Origin of the sequence: Clostridium intestinale (genome assembly GCF_035905475.1) — a bacterium.
Taxonomy (GTDB): domain Bacteria; phylum Bacillota; class Clostridia; order Clostridiales; family Clostridiaceae; genus Clostridium_T; species Clostridium_T intestinale.
Window position 1 is genome coordinate 396,314 of record NZ_CP121166.1, and the last position, 22,593, is coordinate 418,906.

Below are 22,593 nucleotides of genomic sequence, written 5' to 3' on the forward strand. Positions count from 1 at the left end.
TTATTCTTATAAGTTTTATAAAGTTGTTTTTGTTTTAAAGAAACTGACTTGTCCAAACTTTGACTTAAATTAAGAACTATTTTATTAGTAGGTAACAAAAACTTCAAAAAGAAGTTTAAAAGTGCTCTTTTAATTAAAATTTTTCTATTTAGTATATAACAACCCATACCCAACACCCCATTTATTAGTTGATACTTCAACAAATCTCTTAAGATAATTATAACAAATTCGGAAATTATGTAAAATCATTTCGTATGTCAATTAATTACAAAAAATATATATGTTTGGACAAGTATTTACAAAAAAGTATTTTATAGTGCGGCTGTTTGTTACATAATGTAACAAATTAACAAAAATAGGAAATTATTCAAAAATAATTATATGTCGAAATAGTTAAAATTGATGTATTAAAGTTAGCAACAACAGCTGTTATATGATATAATTTTCCTTGATAAATGTTGAATTTATTTGTAAAATAGTTTTAAGTTTATCTGATGTCTAGCCATTGTAACACTCCCATCTTATATTAAAGAGGGAGATAACAATGGCAGGACCCTAGACATTGTGCCCCATGTGGGCAAAGCACTCTATGAGTGTAAGTTCAACTAAACTTCAGTGGGAAATCGAAACTCCCTTTGAAGTAAGTTTCACTTTATATAAGGAAGAAGGTACATAATGGACATAGATGCATTAATAGCAAGAATCAATGAATTATATAAAAAAAGTAAAGAAGTAGGATTAACAGAAGAAGAAAAAGAAGAGCAAGCTAAATTAAGAAGAAGATATATAGATTCAGTGAAAAGTAATTTTAGGGCTCAATTAGAGACCGTTAAACCTAATAAACCGACAAATAAATATAGAAATTAATTAATTTAATGATGGGGGCGTTTAGAATGATTGTGACTGTTGAAAAGCTTATCAAGGACTTTAACCTTGAAGTGCTAGTAGAAGGGTGTGCGAATAAAGAAATAACTGTAAGCGATATTAATAGACCAGGATTACAACTAGCTGGATTCTATAATTATTTTGCTGCAGAAAGAATACAGGTTATAGGAAAAGCTGAGTGGAGCTTCCTAGAAGACATGGGTATTGAAATCAGAAAAAAAAGATTAAATAAATTTTTAAGTTTTGATTCAACTTGTATTATTATAACAAGGGACTTAGAACCACATGAAGAACTTATAAAAGCTGCGGAAAAAAGTAAAGTGTGGGTTTTAAGAAGTGATACTATAACAACAAAGTTTATAAGCAAGTTAACTATATATTTAGGTGATAAAATGGCACCTGAAACAAGACTTCATGGAGTATTAGTTGATGTATATGGAGTAGGAATATTAATAACAGGAGAAAGCGGAATAGGTAAAAGTGAAACAGCTCTAGAATTAATAAAAAGAGGGCATAGAATAGCTACTGACGATGCTGTTGATATAAGAGAAATAGATGGGGAACTTGTGGGTTCATCTCCTGAAATAACTTTTGGAATGCTTGAAGTTAGAGGAATGGGAATAATAGATATCTCTGCTTTATATGGACTAAGCTCAATAATTCCATCAAAAGACATAAAATTAGTAATACATTTTGAGCATTGGAAAGATGATGGAGATTACGATAGATTAGGTACTAACGCAGAATTTATGGATATACTAGGGGTTAATGTTAGAAGACTAGTAGTTCCAGTGAGACCAGGTAGAAATATTGCGGTTATAATAGAAGCGGCTGCTGCAAACTATAGATATTCATTGATGTCTAAAGTTACTCCAGTAGATATAATAGAAAGTAGAATGAATAAACTTTAATATTATAGCTAAAACATAGGCATACTATAATAAATATTATAGTAAAGGTGGGCCTATGATAATATATGATATTTCTAATAAATTTAAAGAAGTTGAGGAATGGGATAAAGAAAATAGCTTTTATTGGATAATACTACATGCAGAAGAGCTATATAATTTAGAACTTTTGCTGGATGAAGAGTGCATAGTTGAATGTATGGATTTTTCACAATCAGCACAAATTCATTACTATAATGATTATATATTCATGGTACTAAATGTACTGGATTTAAATAAGAAAGATGTTATCTCCAAGGAGCTTAACATCTTTCTTAGTCATAACTTCATTATTACTGTATATAAAGACAGGATAGCAGTTTTAGAAGAGATAATACAGGATATAAAAGCAAATAAAAATTGCTTTTCCTTAAAGAAAAAAGGAAGACCAGAAGTTGTTTTATATTATATATTAGATAGACTTATAATAAGAAACTACAACATTATGTCAGTAGTTGAAGAGATGGCTGATAAAGCAGAGATAGATATATTAAAATCTCCACGGTCAAATCAAATAGACACTTTAGTATTTTTAAGAAGGCAGACTTACAAAATAAGAAAAATATTAAATCCTTTAAGATATATAGGAGATGCCTTAATTGCTAATGAAAATGGAATAATAGATGATGAGTACATAGAATATTTCAAGAATATAAATAATAAGATAAGCAAGCTCATGAAGGTAATAGAAACTTTAGTTCAAGACTTAGCTATGGTTAGAGAAGCCTATGAAGCTGAAATATCTAATAAGACTAATGACCTTATGAAGGTATTTACTGTGGTTACAACTATATTTTTGCCGCTAGAATTATTAACGGCAATATTTTCTATGGGATTTAACTACATGCCCTTTAAAGATCACCCATACAGTTTTTTTGGAATATTAGCATTAATGTTAGCTATTGCCTTTGGTATGCTCTTATATTTTAAGAAACATAAAATGTTTTAAGGTAAATTTGAATATACTAAAAAATAGGTGTAAAATATAGTAGATATAAGGCAAGGAGGTATCAGTATGGAACAAAATTTAAGAAAAGAATATGCTTTAGCATGGGATAAATATGATGAAGAGGATCTTAAAAAGGTATTTTCAATAAGTGATAGATACAAGAACTTCATATCTAAATGTAAAACAGAGAGAGAATCAGTAGATGAACTTATAGTACTAGCTGAAAAAGAAGGCTACAGAAATGTTCAAGATATAATTAATAATGGAGAAACATTAAAAGCTGGAGATAAGGTTTACGCTAACAATATGGGTAAGACCTTAGCACTATTTTTAATAGGAAGTGAACCATTAGAAAAGGGACTAAGAATATTAGGGGCTCATGTAGACTCGCCAAGACTTGATTTAAAACAAAATCCATTATATGAAGATGGTGGTTTGGCTTTATTTGATACTCATTACTATGGTGGTGTTAAAAAGTATCAATGGGTAACTATTCCTTTAGCTATACATGGAGTTATAGTTAAAAAAGATGGAACTTTAGTTAAAGTTGAAATTGGTGAAGATGACAATGATCCAGTAGTAGGAATATCAGATCTTTTAATTCACTTAGCTGGAAAACAACTAGAGAAAAAGGCTAGAGAAGTTATAGAAGGCGAAGATTTAAATGTTTTAGTAGGTTCTATGCCTATTAAAAACAAAGAAGTAAAAGAGAGAGTTAAAGAAAATATATTAGTTCTTCTAAATGAAAAATATGGAATAGTAGAAGAAGATTTTGTATCCTCTGAATTAGAAATAGTACCAGCAGGAAAAGCAAGAGATTATGGTTTAGATAGAAGTATGGTTATGGGATATGGACATGACGATAGAATATGTGCTTATACAAGCTTTGAAGCCCTTCTAGAGCTTAAAGATACTGATAGGACATGTGTAGCTCTATTTGTAGATAAAGAGGAAATAGGGAGCGTAGGAGCCACAGGAATGAACTCTAAGTTCTTCGAAAACATATTAGCAGAGATTATGGATAGAAAAGGTGAATATTCAGAATTAAAGCTTAGAAGATGTTTAAATAATTCTCATATGCTTTCTTCTGATGTAACAGCAGCTCATGATCCTAATTTCCCAGGAGTATTAGAAAAAAACAATGCTGCATACTTCGGTAAAGGGGTTGTATTCTGTAAATATACTGGAGCTAGAGGAAAGTCAGGATCAAATGATGCAAACCCTGAATATATAGCTCGTATAAGAGAAATAATGGATAAAAATGAAGTAGTATGGCAAACAGCTGAACTTGGAAAAGTTGACCAAGGAGGCGGTGGAACAATTGCCTATATACTAGCTCAATACAATATGGAAGTAATAGACTGTGGTATAGCACTTCACAATATGCATGCACCATGGGAAGTTGCAAGTAAAGCTGATATATATGAAGCTGTAAAATGTTATAAAGCATTTTTAAAAGAAATATAATAAAAAAGAAACCTTGGGTTCCTGTCAACTGATAGGGATACAGGGTTTCTTTTTTTATTTATAAAGGATTACCTGGATAAATAAATTAAGTTACATCCATATTGGAATAATTTATAAATTTATGTAATATATACTTGACTTACATAGAAGCCCGATGTAATATTAATACATAGAATTTCTATGTAAGGATGTGATAAAATTGGTGTCAAAAGATCTTATGGCTGCTTCAGCTAAACCCCTTATTCTTTCGATTTTAGCAACTAAAGAAAGCTATGGATATGAAATAATAAAATCAGTTAAGGAACTATCAAAAGATGAAATAACTTGGAAAGATGGAACCCTGTATCCAGTTCTTAAAAAGTTGTGTGAAAGTAAACTCATTGAATCAGAATGGAAGTCCATAGATGGAAGAAAGAGAAAATACTATAAGATAACAAAGCTTGGGTTAGATACGTTAGAAGAAGAAAAATCTCAGTGGAAGGTAGTAAATAATACTCTAAATAGTTTATGGGGGAATTCGGCATGTTTGAATTAGAAAAAGCATTAAATCAGTGGAAAACAAAACTATATAAAAGCAATTCTTTTTGTGAATCGGATATATTAGAGTTAGAAGAACACCTGATAGATGAATTTAACTCTTTAATGAATACTACAAATTTGTCAGAAGAGGAGGCTTTTTTAGTTTCTTGTAGCCGTATTGGTTCAGTAGACTTATTAAGTGAAGAGTTTGAAAAAGTGAATCTAAGAAGTATTTGGTTTAGGAAAATATTTATGTTTTTTTGTGGCTATATTTTAATATCATTTCTACAAAAATTCATCCTTCTTTTTTCTATTATATTAACAGTGAACTTTAGCAAAATACAAACATTAAAGAATATAAAATTAGAACATTCTAATTTTATAATAAGTACAGTTATAACATTAGTATTCTTATTAATTGTGTTTACTTCAAAATTCACATTTATAACTAAATTGCATAATAAATTTAGTAAGCTGTTCTATAAAAATAAATGGATATTTATTTTTTGTGTACTTATGATAGCACTGTTAAGTAGCTTTTCCAATATTTTTTATGTTCCAACACTTCTTAATCATATAAGTGTTGAAGACTACGGTAGAATATCTTATGGAAGTAACATGTTTATAATAATATGGACAATACTAATAATTTTATCTACATCATTTTTATATCTAAAAGAACGTAAAAGAGTAGCAACATAAAAAAGAGGCTTAACGCCTCTTTTAAGTTTATTCTCCTAAATATGCACTTCTTATTTTATCATCATTTAGTAGCTCTTTAGCATTTCCTTCAAGAACTATTGAACCAGTTTCAAGAACGTAAGCTCTATCAGCTATTGAAAGTGCCATGTGAGCATTCTGCTCAACTAATAAAACAGTAGTACCAGCTTTGTTTATTTCCACAATGGTATCAAAAATTCCTTTAACAACTATAGGTGCTAGACCCATAGAAGGTTCATCTAGAAGTACCATTTCAGGTTTAGACATTAAAGCTCTTCCCATGGCTAACATTTGTTGTTCTCCACCAGAAAGTGTACCAGCTTTTTGTTTCATTCTTTCTTTTAATCTTGGGAATCTAGTAAAAACAGTTTCCATATCAGAATTAATTCCCTTTTTATCTTTTCTAAGATAAGCACCTAGTTCTAGGTTTTCTAAAACAGTAAGGTCAGGAAAAATCTTTCTTCCTTCAGGTACGTGTGATAAACCTAAAGAAAGAATCTTATGAGATGGTATAGTTTTTAAAGAAGTATCTTTAAAACTTATATCTCCTGATTTAAAAGGAACTAAGCCTGAGATGGCTCTTAGGGTTGATGTTTTACCAGCTCCATTAGCTCCTATTAGAGTAACTATTTCCCCTTTATTAACCTTTAAAGAAAGATCTTTTAAAGCATGAATTCCACCGTAATATACATTAAGACTATCTATTTTAAGCATTTTAAGCCCCCTCTCCAAGGTACGCTTCAATAACTTTAGGATTAGTTTTAATTTCCTCTGGTGTACCTTCTGCAATTTTTCTTCCGTAATCTAAAACAACTATTTTTTCACAGATACCCATAACTAATTTCATATCATGTTCAATTAGTAATACAGATAACTCAAATTTATTTTTAATCCAATTAATCATATTCATTAACTCTTGAGTTTCTTGAGGATTCATACCAGCTGCTGGTTCATCTAGTAATATTAGTTTTGGCTCAGCGGCTAGTGCTCTAGCAATCTCAAGACGTCTTTGCTCACCATAGGAAAGATTCTTTGAAAGCTCATAAGCTTTACTCTCTAAACCAAAGTGAGAAAGAATTTCAAGGGATTTTTCTTCAATTTCACGTTCTTCTTTTGTAAATCTAGGTGTTCTAATCATTGCATCAAAAATTGTGTATTTAACTCTATAGTTAAAACTTATTTTGATGTTATCTAAAACAGTAAGATTAGAAAAAAGTCTTATATTTTGAAAAGTTCTTGAAATTTTCTTTTTTGTAATGTTATAAGGTTTAGAACCTTGGATTTCTTCACCAAAATAAGAGATGGAACCTTCAGTAGGCGAATAAACTCCAGTAAGCATATTAAATACAGTTGTTTTACCAGCTCCATTTGGTCCTATTAAACCAACGACTTGTTTTTCACCTATATTTAAATCAAAATCCGAAACAGCTTTTAATCCTCCGAATTGTATAGATAAATTATCAACTTTTAACATGGTTTATTCCTCCTTCCCTTTTTGAGGTGATAGTTTTTTGAAAATATTAAATGATATTTCCTTTGTTCCAAGTAAACCTTCAGGTCTAAATATCATAAGTGCAATAAGTGCTACTGGATAGATTATATTTTTAAAATCCTGTAGAGATCTTAAAGCTTCTGGTAATGCTGTTAAGATAAATGTTGCTATAACAGAACCAGATAATGAACCCATTCCACCAAAAACTACAAAAGTTAAAACTTCAATTGATTTCATAAAGGTAAATGATTGTGGTTGAATGAAAGTGTAGTAGTGTGCATAAAGACCACCAGCAACACCCGCTATAAATGCAGCTATAATAAAGGCTAATAGCTTATATTTAAAAGTATTAATTCCCATAGCTTCAGCAGCTATTTCATTTTCCCTAACAGAAATCATTGCTCTTCCAGGAGAAGAGTGAATTATATTATAAATAACAAGTACGGATAAAACCATTATAATAAATGCCCAAGTGAAGTTAGTATTTCTAGGAATACCACTTAATCCTCTAGCACCGCCTATTAAATCAGTATTTGTAATTATACCTTTAATTATTTCTCCAAAAGCTAGGGTAGTTATGGCAAAATAGTCTCCTTTAAGCTTAAGCGTAGGAACACCTACTATTAATGCTAGAGCAGAAGCCAGTAAACCACCTAAAACTAAAACCAAAATAAAAGGTAAATGATAGGTTTTAGATAAATAAGCTGATAAATAAGCTCCTATAGCCATAAAACCTGCATGTCCAAGTGCTAATTGACCTGTGAAACCAACTACTAAGTTTAGAGAAACTGCTAATATAATATTTATAAAAGCTAAAACTAAGATACCACTATAATAAGAATTTATAACTTTTCCATTGATAAGTGTTGAAAGTACTAGGTAAACAGCTACAATAACAGCAAATGTTATTAAAGATTTAAACATTGATTTATTATTTTTCATATATTTCACCTACACTTTCTCGTTTGTTTTCTCTCCAAGTAAACCAGTTGGTTTAACAAGAAGGATGATTATTAGCAATGAAAATGCTATAGCATCTGATAATGATGTTGAGATGTATGCTTTAGTTAAAGTTTCTATAGATCCCATAAGTATTCCACCAAGAAGAGCCCCAGGTATACTTCCTATTCCACCAAGTACGGCAGCTACGAAAGCTTTAAGACCAGGCATCATTCCCATGTAAGGATCTATTGTTGGATATGTAATTGCAACTAATACACCAGCAATTCCAGCTAAAGCTGAACCAATAGCAAAAGTTAAGGATATTACCGTATTAACATTAATACCCATCAATGATGCAGCCTCCATATCTTGGGAGGCTGCTCTCATTGCTTTACCAACTTTTGTTTTATAGATAATGTATTGAAGAAGTAGAACAAGAAGTGCGGATACACCTAGCATTAACAAAATTTTTCCGTTTATGTGTAGGGGACCTATATCTATAGTCCCTACAGGGAATAAATCTGGAAATGGTTTAGGATTTGGACCTACTAAAAATCTCATTCCGTGTTCTAGGAGCAATGACATACCGATTGCTGTTATTAAAAGTGCTATTCTTGGCGAATTTCTAAGTGGTTTGTACGCAATTTTTTCAATTATAACACCTAAAAGTGCTGATGCTACCATAGAGACAACTAATGTTGGCACTAAGGATAAACCTAAGTTTGCTGAAGCATAAAATCCAGCAAAAGCCCCAATCATATAAATATCCCCATGTGCAAAGTTTATAAGTTTTATAATTCCATATACCATTGTGTAACCAATAGCAAGTAGAGCATACACGCTACCTAAAGCTAAGCCGTTAATTATCTGTTGTAAAAGCTCCATTATTCTACTCCTCCATTTTAAGTATTAAATATTAAGGATTAACCTTATCAACTAGTTCTTTTTTATCTCCATTTACTTTTATTATTGAAGCTCCTTTAACAGCAGATCTATCAGAACCAAAAGTTATATTACCAGTTACTCCATCAAGTTTAGTTTTTGCTAAAGCATCTTTTATAGCAACAGGATCAGTTCCAGCAGATTTTATAGCTTCAACTATAACTTTTGTTGAATCATAAGCTAAAGCAGCAAAAGCATCAGGTTCTGCATTGTATTTAGCTTTGTAAGCTTTAACAAAGTCTGCTACTACTGAAGCAGAATCTCCTGAGTAATAGTGATTTAGGTATAAAGCACCATTAACAGCTGTTCCACCAAGCTTAGTTAATTCTTCTGATTCCCATCCGTCTCCACCTAAAAGTTGAGATTGTATTCCCATGTCTCTAGCTTGTTTTGCTACAGTACCAACTTGAGTATAGTAGTCAGGTAAAACTAAAACATCTGAATTTGTTCCTTTGATTTTTGTTAATTGAGCATTAAAGTCTTTATCTCCTTCATTATAAGTAAGGAATTCTGTTACTTTACCGCCTTTGCTTTCAAATTCTTTTTTGAATGCATCAGCTATTCCTTTTGAGTAATCTGAATCTTTGTTATATAATACAGCAGCAGTTTTTTTGCTCAATTTAGAAGTAGCATAGTCTGCTAAAGCAACTCCTTGGAAAGAGTCAACAAAACATCCTCTAAATACAAACTCACCACCATTTTTTGTGATGTTAGGTTCTGTTGCTGTTGGTGTTAACATTGGAATTGATCTTGATGTAGCTTGAGGTGCTACTGCATTAGTTGCCCCAGAAGTTACTGCCCCTAATATTACAGGAACCTTGTCATTATCTACAAGTTTATTGAAAGCTTGTATAGCTTTATCTGGATTAGCTTCATCATCTTCAAATAGAAGACTTAATTTCTTTCCATCTACTCCGCCATCAGCATTTACTTGTTCTAAGTATAATTCAGCACCATTTTTAACTGATTGACCATAAGTTGATGCTGCGCCTGTTAATGGTCCTATAGCTCCTATGTTGATTGTGTCGCTGCTAGCTGAACTTTTGGAACAACCAGCTAATACTGATCCCATTACAGCTGTAGCCATTAAAGCTGATAATATTTTCTTTTTCATAAAGTGTGCCCCCTTAAAATATAAAAGTAATTAATAATTTATCAAATTTATTACTTTGAAGTAATTAAATAGTTAAAGATTCTAAAAAATCTTTAGTGATATAGTAACATAGAGTAGATGAAATTACAATATATGAATTTTAAATATTTTCATTAAATAATTAAAGAAAACACGAAAAATGTAAAAATATGTTTCAACATCTGGTGATTATGTGAATAAACTAATGTTGAGGAGTGATGATAAATGAATGATAGTTCAAGGTTCAAAAATTATGCACTATGGATATCTGTTTTTTCACTTATTCCATTGATATTAGAGGCTTTTGGTCTAAATATAATCCCAAAGAATTATAATGAAATAGTTACTGCTATTTTGTCAGTATTAGTAATGGCAGGAATTATTAATAATCCAAGTACTGAGAGTAAATGGTATCTAGATGATGAAAAGAAAAATGAGAATTCTGTAGAGGAAAAATAACTAAAAGAAGAGGACAGTCTTAGACTGCCCTCTTTTATTTACCTATATGCGATTAGAAACCTTTCTAATAATTCTTCAGGTATTTCTGTAATTCCTAAATCGCCATGTCGATCATCTCCAGCTAAATCGCCGTGAAAATCGCCACCGGCAGAGACTAATAGATTTTTTTCTCTGCATAATTTTAATAATCTTTTTGTATCATTTTTTTTATTTTGGAAATATATAGCTTCCAACCCATCAAAATTAAAACTTAAAAAGTCTTTTATTGGAGTTTTTCTTATTAAAATAGGATGAGCTAGAAATACTAAAGCATTATATTTTTTTAATAAAGCTATACCTTCTTCTACACTAACTTGTTTATTTTCAACATAAGCAGGACTGTCTTTTGAAATAAATTTATCAAAAATCTCAGCTTTAGTATAAGGATAGCCATTATCTATTATTGCCTCCGCAATATGAGGTCTAGCAATAACACCTTTTCCTCTTTTTAGAACATCTTCATAAGATATTTCAATATTAAAATAAGTCTTTAAGTTATTAACTATTTTTTCTCCTCTGGTTCTTCTATGTTCCTTTAAACCAAATAAAAAATCCTGAAGTTCCTTAGACTTATAGCTATCGTCTCTAAAAAAACCTAACATATGAATAGATTCATTATTGTGAATAGTAGAAAGCTCAATACCTGGAATAAAATCTATAGAAAACTCTTTAGATGCTGCAATTGCTTCTTCTAATCCAGCTGTAGTATCATGGTCAGTAAGTGCCATAAGAGTACTACCTTTTTCTTTAGCTCTTTTAACTAAATCCCTTGGAGACAACCTTCCATCTGATGCTTTAGAGTGAGTATGTAGATCAACTTTTACCATAACAATCTCCTTTCAGTTTAGAAAATATATTAATCCTATTGTAATATTATTTTTAGAAAAAACCAATTCTTCTGTAAAACTAATCTTCTTGCTATAATATAAGAATGACCAAGGAGGTATATATGTTTTTAATAATAGATAATTATGATTCTTTTACATTTAATTTGTCTAGGTATATAGAGGAACTAGATGAAGAAGTTAAAGTATATAGATGTAATAACATAACTGTAGATGAAATAAGAGACATTAATCCTTTAGGAATAATAATTTCACCAGGCCCTAAATCGCCTAAAGAGGCCAAAGAATCTTTGAAAATTATAAATGAATTCAAAAAAGATATACCTATACTGGGAGTATGTTTAGGGCATCAGTGTATAGGAGAAGTTTTTGGTGGAAAAATTGTTAAAGGCACTGAACCTGTACATGGGAAAATATCTAAAGTAACCCATAAAGAAAAGGGGATATTTAAAGGAATAAAAAACCCTATAAATGTTACTAGATATCACTCATTAATAATAGATAGAGAAACTATTCCGAAGGATCTTTATGTTACTGCAATCACTGATGACGGAGTTATAATGGGAATAGAACATAGGGAGTATCCTATATATGGGGTTCAATTTCATCCAGAGGCAGAATTAACAGAGTGTGGACATTTACTTTTAAAAAACTTTATAAATATTTGTAGAGAAAGGATAAAGCTTAATGGAGATATTAATTAAGGAAATAGAAACTTCTTTAAATGTAGCAGAAATATATGCACATTTTAATAGTAGAAATAATATAATGTTAGATTCCTCTAAAGAAGATAAGGAATTATCGAAGTTTTCATTTATTGGAGTAAATCCCTTTTTAATATTTAAATGGTTTGGTGAATTTGGAGAAATAATTAAAGATGAAGAAATAGAAAAATTTGAATCTGATCCTTTAGAAAAATTAAGAGAATTAACTGAAGCTTATAAGATAGAAACAGATAACAAAATCCCCTTAGTTTCAGGGACAATAGGATATATTTCTTATGATTATGGAAAAAGAATTGAAGGGATAGAGGGAGTAAGTAAAAAAAATATAGAAATTCCTGAAATTTATTTTGTTTTTTATGATAATATAATAGTCAAAGATTTGAGTAAAAATAAAACATTTGTAACTTCTAGAGGGATTTTAAAAGATAGAAAAATTAGTATAAAAGAAATAGAAGATAAAATACATAATATAACTAAGACTAAAGATGAGAAATTTAATTTTAATACAAATAAATTTACCTCTAATTTTTATAAAGAAGACTATTTAAAAGCTATCAGTAGGATGAAGGATTATATAGTAGACGGACATATTTATATAGCAAATATGACTCAAAACTTTTGCTGTGAAAACAGTGAAGATTCTTTATATATATATAGAAAATTAAGACACATTAATCCAGCTCCATTTTCAGCATATATGAACCTTGATGGATTTGAAGTAATATCATCTTCCCCAGAAAGATTTCTAAAGCTAAATAGAGGTAAGGTTGAAACAAAACCCATAAAGGGAACTAGAAAAAGAGGGAAAACCTTAGAAGAAGATGAAAAAAACAGGAGAGAACTTGAAAATTCAGAGAAAGATAAAGCTGAACTTTTAATGATTGTAGATTTAGAAAGAAATGATTTAAGTAAGGTGTGTAAACCTCATTCAGTTAAGGTTGAGGAATTATTTAAAATAGAGGAATATTCCACTGTTTTTCATTTAGTATCCAAAATAGTTGGAGAACTAAGAGAAAAGGAAGATGTTTTTTCATTACTAAAGGCAACATTTCCAGGAGGCTCTATTACAGGAGCACCTAAGCTTAGAGCTATGGAAATAATTCATGAGCTAGAAAAGCTAGAAAGAGGCTTATATACAGGATCAATTGGATATATTGACTTCAGAGGAAATAGCGATTTTAATATTGTAATAAGAACTATAATAAAACAAAAGGATAAAGCTTATTTTGGAGTAGGTGGAGGTATAACCTACGACTCTTTAGAAGAGTCAGAATATGAGGAGACTTTAGATAAAGGAAAGGCTCTAATGAAGGTATTATAAATGGATTGGATAAAGGTTTATAAAGGTGAATCTAAGATAGATATAGATGAAGGAATATTTTTTGGAAAAGGTGTATTTGAAACAATATTGATACTTGAAAAGCCAGTTTTGCTAAAAGAACATCTAAAAAGATTAAATACTTCTCTAAAAAAATTATCTATAGATAAAGAGATTAATTATAATGAAGTAGTAGACATAATTGAAAAAGATAATATAAAAAATAGGACTCTCAAGATAACAATTACGCCTAAAAATAATATAATTTCTTTAAGGGATATACCCTATAAAAAAGAGGATTATAATAAAGGTTTTTCCTTAGGCATATCAGAGATAATAAAGGACTTTAATGCTTTTTTGACTTCGATTAAATCTACCTGTTATTATGAAAACCTACATATAAGAGATGAGGGCTTAAAAAGGGGATTTAATGAAATGCTTCTTATAAATAATAAAGGGAAAATTACTGAGGGAACTTTGAGTAATATATTTTTTATAAAAGAAGAAAAAATCTTTACACCATCTCTTTCTTGTGGATTATTAGATGGGATTATGAGACAATGGTTAATAAATAATTATGATGTTCAAGAGGGACAGTTTAGAGCTCAGGATTTATTACTTGCAGAAGAAGTTTTTATAACTAACTCTTTAGTAGGAGTTATGTGGGTAAATAGAATTAAAGATAATAAATTTTATAAGGGAAAAATAACAAACAATATAATAGAAAGATATAAAACATTTTTGAAAGAAAATGGAGGGGCATAAATGATTGATAAAAACAAAATAGAAGAAGCTGTTAGGATGATGTTAGAGGCTATAGGAGAAGATGCTGATAGAGAGGGACTTAAGGAAACACCATTAAGAATAGCTAAGATGTATGAAGAAATATTTGATGGAATAGGTAAAACAGCTAAAGAGCATTTAGAGAAGACTTTTACAGTAGAAAGAGATGATTTAGTAATAGAAAAGGATATAACTTACTATTCTATGTGTGAGCATCATCTAGTTCCCTTCTTTGGAAAAGCTCATATAGCTTATATACCAAATGGTAAGGTTGCTGGATTATCTAAACTTGCAAGATGTGTAGAAATCTATTCTAAAAAACCACAACTACAAGAAAGACTGACATCTGAAGTTTGTGATGCACTTATGGAGTATTTAAAACCAAAGGGAGTTATGGTTTTGGTTGAGGGTGAACACATGTGTATGACTATGAGAGGTGTTAAAAAGCCAGGTACAAAGACAATAACCTATAGTTATAGAGGTGTTTTTGAAGAAGATGCAGAGCTTAGACGAGAAGTAAGAGAACTTATTAATGGATAGAGTTAATGAGATTTTAAATAATCCTATATATAAAGAGAATTTAACCAAGATTAAAGCTTTAGAAAAAGACAGGATTTTTTGTAAGCATGACTTAGAACATTTTATTAATGTGGCAAGGATATGTTACATAATTAATTTAGAGCGAAATTTAGGATTTTCTAAAGAAATAATATATACTATTGCCCTTTTGCATGACATAGGAAGAGGGGAGCAATATGAAAATGGAACTCCTCATGAAATAGCTTCTTATGAAATAGCTAAAGGGATAATTAAAGATATTAAATTTAGCTTAGAGGAGCATAGGTTAATAGAAGATGGAATTATAGGTCATAGAAAAAATGAAAAAGCATCTATTATAGGTAAACTTATGTATGAAGGTGATAAAGTTTCTAGAGAATGTTATAACTGTCCTTCAAAATCTCTATGTAACTGGAAAGAAGAAAAGAAGAATTTAAAGATTAAGTACTAGGAGTGAAATTAATGAAAATAGGTACTAAAGAATTTAACTTAGGTGAAAGAACTTTCATAATGGGGATATTGAATGTTACTCCAGATTCTTTTTCTGATGGAGGAAAGTTTAATACCTTAGCTAAAGCCTTAGAGCAGGTAAATAAGCTTGTAGAAGAGGGAGTAGACATAATCGACATAGGAGGAGAGTCTACTAGACCTGGATTTTTATACGTTGAAGAAGATGATGAGATAGCTAGAGTGGTACCTGTTATAAAAGCAATAAAAGAAAAATATGATATAGCTATATCTATTGATACATATAAGGCAAAAGTTGCAGAAGAAGCTGTTAAAGCAGGAGCAGATTTAATTAATGATGTTTGGGGATTTAAAAAAGACTTAAATATGGCTAAGGTTGCTGCTAAATACAATGTGCCATGTTGTCTTATGCACAATAAAAGTGAAAAAGAATATGACAATATAATAGAAGACATGCACCATGAACTTCAAGAAAGTATAAATATTGCTTTAGAGGCTGGAGTTAAAAAAGAAAATATAATTTTAGATCCAGGTATAGGTTTTGGAAAAACCTATGAGCATAATATAGAAGTTATGCACAATCTAGAGAAGTTTTTAGATTTAGGATATCCTATGCTTTTAGCTACTTCAAGAAAGTCAATGATAGGTTTAACCTTAGATTTACCTACAGAAGAACGAGTTGAAGGGACTATAGCAACTACTGTAGTTGGGATAATGAAGGGGTATGATTTTGTAAGAGTCCATGATGTAAAAGAAAATAAAAGAGCAGCACAAATGACTGATGCTATTATTAGAAGAAAAAGGTGAGTACGTGGATAAGATTTATATAAAAGATTTAGAGGTATTTGCATACCATGGAGTTTTTAAAGAGGAAAAAAAACTAGGGCAGAAATTTTTAATTTCTATTGAATTAGGATTAGATTTAAAAATCCCAGGAAAAACTGGAGATTTAGATACATCTGTACATTATGGAGAACTTTCTCATAAGGTAGAAGAGGAATTTAAAAAAGTAAGCTATGATTTAATTGAGACAGCTTGCAATAAGACTTGTGAATTTATACTATTAGAATATCCTATAGTAAAAGAAGCTAAGGTTTCAATAAAAAAACCTTGGGCACCTATACATAGAAGTCTAGATACTGTAAGTGTAGAAATAACTAGGGTAAGAAGAAAAGCAATAATTGCCTTAGGTTCAAATCTAGGTGATAAAAAAGACAATTTAGATAATGCAATTAAACAAATAGAAAAAAATGATTTTTGCAAGATAACTAAAACTTCAAGTTATATAGTAACAGAGCCTTGGGGGTATACAGACCAGGAAGAGTTCTTAAATGGAGCAATAGAAATAGAAACTATATTATCTCCAAGGGAACTTATGGAGCTACTTTTGGATATCGAAAAGGGATTAAAAAGAGAAAGAATTCTTAGATGGGGGCCTAGAAGTATAGACTTAGATATTATATTCATGGATGATATTATATCTAATGACGAGTATATTATATTACCTCATCCTAGAATGCATTTAAGAGAGTTTGTACTAGAACCTATAAATGAAATAAGTCCGTATTTTTTACATCCACTAAAAAACAAAAGAGTTTTTGAACTATTAGAGGATTTGAAAAAACAGGAAAGTTAAAAAGGTAGCTTTAGGGCTACCTTTTAGTTTTTCTTTGAAGTATTACTATTGTTTTTATCTAATATATAGTTACAGAAAGTAGTAAGTTTATTTCCAAGAGGAATAGACTCCTCTTTTAATACATCTTCCTTAAATACTCCATCCCAGGGAGCTATAGATACATACTGATCTTGGAATACTTTGATTTGATACTTAGTATTATCTATTGTAACATAAACTCTAAATAGGCATTTTTTACTGCTATCAATTGCTTCTTCAGTAAAATTATCATCTTTTATGGATTTAAGAAAAGCCTTAAAAGATTTCTTATCTTCGTCATCTACCGGCATTTGTTTATAATAATTTGAATCAAAGACAACTAAAGAAAAGTCTTCAGAACTATTTAAAGCATTATTTAATTCTTGAGTATAATAATCATTTGAGGGCTTAGATTTTAAGTTTATGTATTGCGAACTATTAAAACTACAGCCTGACAAAAAGAATAAACATATAAATAAAAATGTAACATAAAAAATCTTTCTCATATGAACTCCTTTTAGTGTACTTTATTATAATTTATTAATATATGTAACTTCTTAGAACCTTTTTACATTAAATACATAATATATTAATAAAGTGAATTATGGAGGAATCCATATATGAAGTATGGCTTGGATATTAAATCAGACTTTTTAAGAGAAAAAATTGAAAAAGCTTTAAGGAATGAAGGACATACAATTATATCTATGGATAAGCTTGAATACTACAATAAAGGAGATTTGTTAGTTAAAAAGGTACTGTTAGCTAATCAAACAAGAGTAGACTTCTATATTAAATTAGATATAAGTGAAGATGTAGAAAATAGATTGATTTTTTATGGAGATAGAAGTGTTAAATCTCTAGAATTATATGAAAGTTTACATGAAGAAAAAGAACTTTTTAATAGTGAAGATATAAAATATATTGAAGGTCTTAATTATTATCTTATAAAAAATATTAAGGGAAGTGTTGTATTTTTAGATATACACCTTAAAGAATTAGAACCTCAAAAAATAGCAGATTATGTTATTAAGGCACTGCTGTCGTTAAAGGACAGTTGATGTATAAAAGTCCGTAGTGAGCCTACGGACTTAGGATAAAATTAGCAAAGATCGTTTTTTTTAGATTTTGATAAATAGTTTTTGTCCTCGACATCACTTAAGGCTTTAGACATTGAGGTTAGAAATCCGACTGAAGCAAACAATAGATTTTTAAATTCACCTATAGGAGCAGAATTTAAGTTAGTGAAAGTGAACTCACTAATAATTAATATTAATGTTGTAATTAAGGCTACAAAACCAGCAACATAAATTCTAAATCTCCTGCTACCAATACTTTCTATAACTGAGTTATTACTTTGACCAAAGATATATCCAAAAATTGATAACATTATTGAACGAATAGCTTCATCCGAAGAATTGTTTATACTTTTAACGGAGAAAGTTGTTATTATCATATAAGATAAACTAGCGAAGCAAATCACCGTCAAAAATTTAGTTGATAAGCATAAAGAGCGCCAAACTCTTCTAAGATCTCTAATAGTTTTAAGCATAAAATCACCCTCTTAATGAATATAATATGTACAAGTACCAATTATGTTAAGAAATTGTGCATTAAACTTGTAATAATTTTATTTATATAAGTATAGGATTAAATGAAGCACTTTTTAAGGAGATTATATGGATATAATTATAACTTTAGGACCAAAAACCTTGGATGGGACTAGCATTAAAGACATTAAAAGTTATGGTGCTACTGCAGTTAGATATAATTTCTCGCACTTTGACGAGGAGCTATTTAATCAAAACATTAAAGAAATAAAGGAAGGTAACATAGATTTAAAGCTTATAGGTGACATACAAGGTAGCAAAATAAGGGTATGGAGAGGTTTAGAAGCTCCTATGAAATTAAAAGAAGGAGATCAAGTTAGATTTTGCTCACATGAGGTTTATGAAGACAACTTTAAAGATAAGGATAAATTAATTCCTCTAAATCTTAATTTAAATATGTTTAAAAAAATAAAATCAAAAGAAATTAGTTTAAAAGATGGAAGTATAATAATAAAAGTTCTAAAAATTCAAGAAGAATATGTAATTGGACAAGTAGTTAAAGGTGGATTAGTAAGAGGAGAAAAAAGCTGTAATATAAAAGGGTATATAAGAGAAAAAGGTGCATTAAATAATAAAGATAAAAAAGATATAGAGTACTGTATAGAAAATGAATTTGATACAATTGCCTTTTCATATATTGAAGATAAAGAAAGTCTTATAAAATATAAAAAATATATAAATAAAATGGCTATAGAGTTATCAAAAAAAACTCCTAAAATTTTCGCTAAAATTGAGACTATTAAAGGTGTAAAGAATATAAAAGAAATTAGTGAGGAGTCAGACGGAATTATAATAGGGAGAGGAGATTTGGTACCAGAGATAGGCATAGAAAATATCCCTATTGCACAAAGAATAATAATAAATTGTTGTAAGAATAAAGAATTAATTATAGCTACACATGTGTTTAATTCTATATCAACAGGGATAGGAATATCACCAGCTGAGGTTAATGATATATATTGGTTTATTAAAAGTGGCGTAAGTGGATTTATGCTTGCAAAAGAAACCACAATATCATCAAATCCTAGAAATGCCATAGAAAGTTTAAATAAATTAGTGAAAAAGTATATTAAAGAATAGATAAATAGCTTAAAATCCTTCATATTTAATTCAATAATTGGTATAATTTAATAAATTGTACGTAAAAATTTGATGAATTTGGAGGAAATATGCACAAGAAAAAACTTTTAATAATTATATATGCTTTGGTCATAGTAGCAACAATTTTTGGAGGCTACAAATATTTTGATAAATCAACAAAGGTAGATAAAGATAGTGTGTTAGGAACTAAACTTAATACTGGAGATAAAGATAAAACTAAAGAAGAGGACAAGGTGCAAGAAGATAAAAGTGTTGAACCTGTAAAGGTAGATGAGAAAAAAGAGGAACCAAAAGATAATACCAATTCAAATCAAAATAATACATCAACTACGAACACTAATAATACTAATTCCAACACTAATGTAAATAAGAATACCAATTCTAGTAACAGCAGCAGTAATGGCGGTACTAATAATAATAGTAATGGCGGATCTAGTTCCACAGGTGGAAATCAAACTGGTAGTAGTAACCCTGAAAATTCGGGCAATCCTACAAATGAAGAAACTCCACCAAGTACTGATCCAAAAAATGATGATAACAAGGAACCTGAGAACAAGCCACCAGTTGAAGAACCAAAAAACGAACCTCAAGATGGAGGAAATGAAAATAATAATGGGGTAGATAATAATCAAAACAATTCGCAGACACCTCCAGCTACTTCATAATTGGAAAATTATGTTCTTGCATTGGTAAAAAATCTGTGATAATATGTTAAAGTAACTTGCCGATGTGGCGGAATGGCAGACGCAGTGGACTCAAAATCCACCGGTGGCAACACCGTGCCGGTTCGACCCCGGCCATCGGCACCAGAAAGCTCTATTACAGGGATTAATCCAGTAATAGAGCTTTTTTTCATGCCTTTTTTAAGCTTTTCTTGCAAATAAAAATAGATTGATTTTATTTAATGAAGTCTGTCATTTGAAAGTTGAATAATGTTAAGTTGGGAAAATATGATATAATTGTTTTGCAATGTAAATGGGTGTTGAATAGTAATTTATAGAACAGCTTTGAAACAAAGATTATATTATCTGAATGGAGTATAAATATGGAAAAGAAATTCAATATTATGGATCATTATGATGAACAAGAGTTTTTGAATAACGTGCGTATAAACGGTTTGTTGAAATATAACATGGATAAAACAAAAGGAAAGCTAAAAGATCCAAATGTTGAGATAATGAAGGTTGCTCGTAATGAAAACGGCATTATTATAGGCGGTATAGCAGGTTCTACATATCTTTCATCACTTGAAATAGAAGTGCTATGGGTTAGCGAAGCTTATAGAGGGCAAAGCATCGCTTCTCAATTACTTAATGAAATAGAAAATGAAGCTAAAAAAGCTGGATGCCTATTGGCTCATCTTACAACTTACTCTTTCCAAGCTCCGTATTTTTATCAGAAAAATGGGTATGTTGTTTGTGGCGAAATTGAGGGGTTTCCAGATAATATTAAGTTACACATATTGAAGAAACTATTATAACTGTATGGGGTATTGTTTTGGATAAAAAAACTGGGCTATGTATATTAGGTGAGGTGAGGGGATTTGGAAAGATTAATTATTATAGGGGGGAATGGTTGTGGAAAAACTACATTTGCAAAGGAATTATCTGATAAATTAAATTTGCCTTTAATTCATCTTGATGTATTGTATTGGAGAGATAATTGGGAAACTGCGTCTCAAGATGAATTTGATGAGTTATTGGTGCAAGAAATTACAAAGCCTAAATGGATTATAGATGGAAATATTGGTCGCACTATACCATTTAGATTAAAATATTGCGATACTGTTATTTATATGGATTTTTCTAGACTAAAATGTGTTTATGGTGTAATAAAACGAGTGATAAAATGTTATGGTAAAAGTCGTACTGACATGGGTGGATATTGTCCTGAAAAGTTTAATATGAAGAAATTTGAGTTTTTAAAGTCTGTTTGGAATTTTAACAAAAATAACAGAAAGCGTTATTATGATATGCTACAAAGTGCAAATGATGTTAAGATAATTATATTAAAAAGCAGGAAGCAAGTAAGAGAGCTATTGCAACAATTATGAGAATAATACAATGAAATAAATTAATATTACTGTAAGTCAACTTAGTAACTTCTCTTTGAGTTAAATGAGCTGAATACTTAGCAGTTACTTTATTCTTAAAACTTTTATTTACATTTTTTTATTAAATTTATCTATGTATAAAAGTTAAAATAATTAATATGAAATTCAACCTGTTTTTATTGGGAAAATGCTCTGAAGCCGCATAAACACTATATATAGTTATATAGTTATATAGATATCTATAAAAAAATATATCTATCTATATTCTACAAATTCTAAAATTTACAAGTAATTTTATGCGTGAAGGAGCAACAAAGCTTTCATAAGCGGCTGATTGCTTTAGCAATTAGGAATTTTACTTATGACGATAAGTTAAGTTGTTCTTTACTTGAAGATGGATTAATAAAAGATTGTAGCCGTTTTAGGAATCTATTTTTATTTTAGAAAATTATATTTTTTTAAAGTTGTTGTTAACGTAAATTATATTTGAATATAAGAAGGCAATTGTAAAAAACTATAATAGTTGTCCAGTTTATAAATCAATGTAAGATAACAAAATACTGCAACAACTAAGGTTGTAAAAGTGGCGGTCAGAATGTCGGTCAAGAAGCTGACTTGTAGGAACTCACAATAAAGCGCATAAGTAAAAATAATAAGGTTACAAAAAATAGGTTGAAAAGGCTCTATTACTTGGCTTAACCCTTGTAATAGAGCCTTTTTACTTATACTTTTTTGCGTGGCAACACCACTGAATCTGATTTATTTGAATTAAGCGAGTGTTCTTCAATGATAATATTTTCTTCTTTCTGTATATATTCTGTATCCTTTGCTTTCTCATATACAACGATTCCATTAATTTTAATTGATAAGATGTTTGCCTCTAACATTACAATTCCCCCCAACTAAATGTGAAGTAATGTTCTAAATATCTATTTTTATAGAACATAGAAAGGTTGTTAAAAATTTAATAAACTTATATGGTTTT

At 29.8% G+C, this 22,593-nt stretch carries 28 protein-coding genes and 1 tRNA gene; 20 read left to right on the forward strand and 9 right to left on the reverse strand.

The window, feature by feature from the left end; translation table 11 throughout:
* The first annotated feature begins 675 nt into the window (after nt 1-675).
* From P8F83_RS01860 to P8F83_RS01885, 6 genes are all read left to right on the forward strand, one after another.
* Nucleotides 676-867 carry a DUF896 domain-containing protein gene (locus P8F83_RS01860; protein ID WP_021802837.1) on the forward strand — a complete coding sequence of 64 codons (192 nt, stop codon included), beginning with the start codon at nt 676-678 and terminating at the stop codon, nt 865-867.
* Between the two features lie 26 nt (nt 868-893).
* Nucleotides 894-1,796 (forward strand): HPr(Ser) kinase/phosphatase, encoded by a 903-nt coding sequence (hprK, locus tag P8F83_RS01865; RefSeq protein WP_286905310.1) that lies wholly within the window; start codon nt 894-896, stop codon nt 1,794-1,796.
* 55 nt (nt 1,797-1,851) lie between these two features.
* Nucleotides 1,852-2,781 carry a magnesium transporter CorA family protein gene (locus P8F83_RS01870; RefSeq protein ID WP_238902991.1) on the forward strand — a complete coding sequence of 310 codons (930 nt, stop codon included), beginning with the start codon at nt 1,852-1,854 and terminating at the stop codon, nt 2,779-2,781.
* 66 nt (nt 2,782-2,847) lie between these two features.
* Entirely contained in the window at nt 2,848-4,248 is a 1,401-nt protein-coding gene (locus tag P8F83_RS01875) for an aminopeptidase (protein ID WP_238902989.1), read from the forward strand.
* Nucleotides 4,249-4,450: 202 nt separating this feature from the next.
* Nucleotides 4,451-4,783: a PadR family transcriptional regulator gene (locus tag P8F83_RS01880; RefSeq protein ID WP_238903204.1), complete on the forward strand. Its 333-nt coding sequence runs from the start codon at nt 4,451-4,453 to the stop codon at nt 4,781-4,783.
* Nucleotides 4,771-5,469, forward strand: coding sequence for a hypothetical protein (locus tag P8F83_RS01885; RefSeq protein ID WP_326513197.1), 699 nt, complete (start codon nt 4,771-4,773; stop codon nt 5,467-5,469). The genes P8F83_RS01880 and P8F83_RS01885 overlap by 13 nt, the downstream gene beginning before the upstream one ends.
* A 27-nt stretch (nt 5,470-5,496) precedes the next feature.
* Here the strand turns inward: P8F83_RS01885 and P8F83_RS01890 are convergent, their stop codons facing one another.
* Genes P8F83_RS01890 through P8F83_RS01910 form a run of 5 tightly spaced genes read right to left on the reverse strand, consistent with a single transcriptional unit; the run spans nt 5,497 to nt 9,977 of the window.
* Nucleotides 5,497-6,201 (reverse strand): ABC transporter ATP-binding protein, encoded by a 705-nt coding sequence (locus P8F83_RS01890; protein WP_021802831.1) that lies wholly within the window; start codon nt 6,199-6,201, stop codon nt 5,497-5,499.
* 1 nt (nt 6,202) lies between these two features.
* The gene (locus P8F83_RS01895) at nt 6,203-6,961 is read right to left on the reverse strand and encodes an ABC transporter ATP-binding protein (protein WP_073017737.1); all 759 of its coding nucleotides are present in this window, start codon (nt 6,959-6,961) and stop codon (nt 6,203-6,205) included.
* 3 nt (nt 6,962-6,964) lie between these two features.
* Nucleotides 6,965-7,921, reverse strand: coding sequence for a branched-chain amino acid ABC transporter permease (locus tag P8F83_RS01900; protein WP_326513198.1), 957 nt, complete (start codon nt 7,919-7,921; stop codon nt 6,965-6,967).
* Between the two features lie 9 nt (nt 7,922-7,930).
* A complete protein-coding gene (locus P8F83_RS01905) occupies nt 7,931-8,806 on the reverse strand; it encodes a branched-chain amino acid ABC transporter permease (RefSeq protein WP_021802828.1) in 876 nt (291 codons plus the stop codon).
* Between the two features lie 31 nt (nt 8,807-8,837).
* Nucleotides 8,838-9,977 (reverse strand): ABC transporter substrate-binding protein, encoded by a 1,140-nt coding sequence (locus P8F83_RS01910; protein ID WP_326513199.1) that lies wholly within the window; start codon nt 9,975-9,977, stop codon nt 8,838-8,840.
* A 243-nt stretch (nt 9,978-10,220) separates the two neighbouring features.
* Between P8F83_RS01910 and P8F83_RS01915 the strand changes: the two genes are divergently transcribed.
* Nucleotides 10,221-10,454, forward strand: a complete 234-nt coding sequence (locus P8F83_RS01915) for a phage holin (protein ID WP_315110081.1) — start codon at nt 10,221-10,223, stop codon at nt 10,452-10,454.
* A 38-nt stretch (nt 10,455-10,492) separates the two neighbouring features.
* Here the strand turns inward: P8F83_RS01915 and P8F83_RS01920 are convergent, their stop codons facing one another.
* Complete coding sequence (locus P8F83_RS01920) at nt 10,493-11,320, reverse strand: PHP domain-containing protein (protein ID WP_326513200.1); 828 nt, start codon at nt 11,318-11,320, stop codon at nt 10,493-10,495.
* A 122-nt stretch (nt 11,321-11,442) separates the two neighbouring features.
* Here P8F83_RS01920 and P8F83_RS01925 point away from each other — a divergent pair, with 122 nt between their 5' ends.
* The 7 genes from P8F83_RS01925 to folK are packed head-to-tail and all read left to right on the forward strand — an operon-like array spanning nt 11,443 to nt 16,826.
* The gene (locus tag P8F83_RS01925) at nt 11,443-12,042 is read left to right on the forward strand and encodes an anthranilate synthase component II (RefSeq protein WP_326513201.1); all 600 of its coding nucleotides are present in this window, start codon (nt 11,443-11,445) and stop codon (nt 12,040-12,042) included.
* Complete coding sequence (gene pabB / locus P8F83_RS01930) at nt 12,026-13,384, forward strand: aminodeoxychorismate synthase component I (protein ID WP_326513202.1); 1,359 nt, start codon at nt 12,026-12,028, stop codon at nt 13,382-13,384. The genes P8F83_RS01925 and pabB overlap by 17 nt, the downstream gene beginning before the upstream one ends.
* The gene (locus tag P8F83_RS01935; protein ID WP_326513203.1) at nt 13,385-14,146 is read left to right on the forward strand and encodes an aminotransferase class IV; all 762 of its coding nucleotides are present in this window, start codon (nt 13,385-13,387) and stop codon (nt 14,144-14,146) included.
* Nucleotides 14,147-14,149: 3 nt separating this feature from the next.
* Nucleotides 14,150-14,704 (forward strand): GTP cyclohydrolase I FolE, encoded by a 555-nt coding sequence (folE, locus tag P8F83_RS01940; protein WP_337250874.1) that lies wholly within the window; start codon nt 14,150-14,152, stop codon nt 14,702-14,704.
* Nucleotides 14,697-15,173 carry an HD domain-containing protein gene (locus P8F83_RS01945; RefSeq protein WP_326513205.1) on the forward strand — a complete coding sequence of 159 codons (477 nt, stop codon included), beginning with the start codon at nt 14,697-14,699 and terminating at the stop codon, nt 15,171-15,173. Before folE ends, P8F83_RS01945 begins: the two co-directional genes overlap by 8 nt.
* Nucleotides 15,174-15,184: 11 nt before the next feature.
* Nucleotides 15,185-15,997, forward strand: coding sequence for a dihydropteroate synthase (gene folP, locus P8F83_RS01950; protein ID WP_326513206.1), 813 nt, complete (start codon nt 15,185-15,187; stop codon nt 15,995-15,997).
* Nucleotides 15,998-16,001: 4 nt separating this feature from the next.
* The gene (gene folK, locus P8F83_RS01955; protein ID WP_326514810.1) at nt 16,002-16,826 is read left to right on the forward strand and encodes a 2-amino-4-hydroxy-6-hydroxymethyldihydropteridine diphosphokinase; all 825 of its coding nucleotides are present in this window, start codon (nt 16,002-16,004) and stop codon (nt 16,824-16,826) included.
* Between the two features lie 23 nt (nt 16,827-16,849).
* Here folK and P8F83_RS01960 read toward each other — a convergent pair whose 3' ends face one another.
* A complete protein-coding gene (locus P8F83_RS01960; RefSeq protein WP_073017711.1) occupies nt 16,850-17,350 on the reverse strand; it encodes a DUF4883 family protein in 501 nt (166 codons plus the stop codon).
* Nucleotides 17,351-17,464: 114 nt separating this feature from the next.
* Here P8F83_RS01960 and P8F83_RS01965 point away from each other — a divergent pair, with 114 nt between their 5' ends.
* Complete coding sequence (locus P8F83_RS01965) at nt 17,465-17,905, forward strand: hypothetical protein (RefSeq protein ID WP_326513207.1); 441 nt, start codon at nt 17,465-17,467, stop codon at nt 17,903-17,905.
* A gap of 41 nt (nt 17,906-17,946) precedes the next feature.
* Here the strand turns inward: P8F83_RS01965 and P8F83_RS01970 are convergent, their stop codons facing one another.
* Nucleotides 17,947-18,396, reverse strand: coding sequence for a hypothetical protein (locus P8F83_RS01970; protein ID WP_073017706.1), 450 nt, complete (start codon nt 18,394-18,396; stop codon nt 17,947-17,949).
* Between the two features lie 127 nt (nt 18,397-18,523).
* Here P8F83_RS01970 and P8F83_RS01975 point away from each other — a divergent pair, with 127 nt between their 5' ends.
* From P8F83_RS01975 to P8F83_RS01995, 5 genes are all read left to right on the forward strand, one after another.
* Complete coding sequence (locus tag P8F83_RS01975) at nt 18,524-19,534, forward strand: pyruvate kinase (protein WP_326513208.1); 1,011 nt, start codon at nt 18,524-18,526, stop codon at nt 19,532-19,534.
* 89 nt (nt 19,535-19,623) lie between these two features.
* Nucleotides 19,624-20,220, forward strand: coding sequence for a hypothetical protein (locus tag P8F83_RS01980; RefSeq protein WP_326513209.1), 597 nt, complete (start codon nt 19,624-19,626; stop codon nt 20,218-20,220).
* 58 nt (nt 20,221-20,278) lie between these two features.
* A tRNA-Leu gene (locus tag P8F83_RS01985) sits at nt 20,279-20,364 on the forward strand.
* 236 nt (nt 20,365-20,600) lie between these two features.
* The gene (locus P8F83_RS01990; protein WP_326513210.1) at nt 20,601-21,035 is read left to right on the forward strand and encodes a GNAT family N-acetyltransferase; all 435 of its coding nucleotides are present in this window, start codon (nt 20,601-20,603) and stop codon (nt 21,033-21,035) included.
* Nucleotides 21,036-21,098: 63 nt separating this feature from the next.
* Nucleotides 21,099-21,608 (forward strand): AAA family ATPase, encoded by a 510-nt coding sequence (locus P8F83_RS01995; protein WP_326513211.1) that lies wholly within the window; start codon nt 21,099-21,101, stop codon nt 21,606-21,608.
* Nucleotides 21,609-22,330: 722 nt separating this feature from the next.
* Here the strand turns inward: P8F83_RS01995 and P8F83_RS02000 are convergent.
* On the reverse strand, nt 22,331-22,495 hold the full coding sequence (locus tag P8F83_RS02000; protein WP_326513212.1) for a hypothetical protein: 165 nt from the start codon (nt 22,493-22,495) through the stop codon (nt 22,331-22,333).
* Nucleotides 22,496-22,593: the final 98 nt, after the last annotated feature.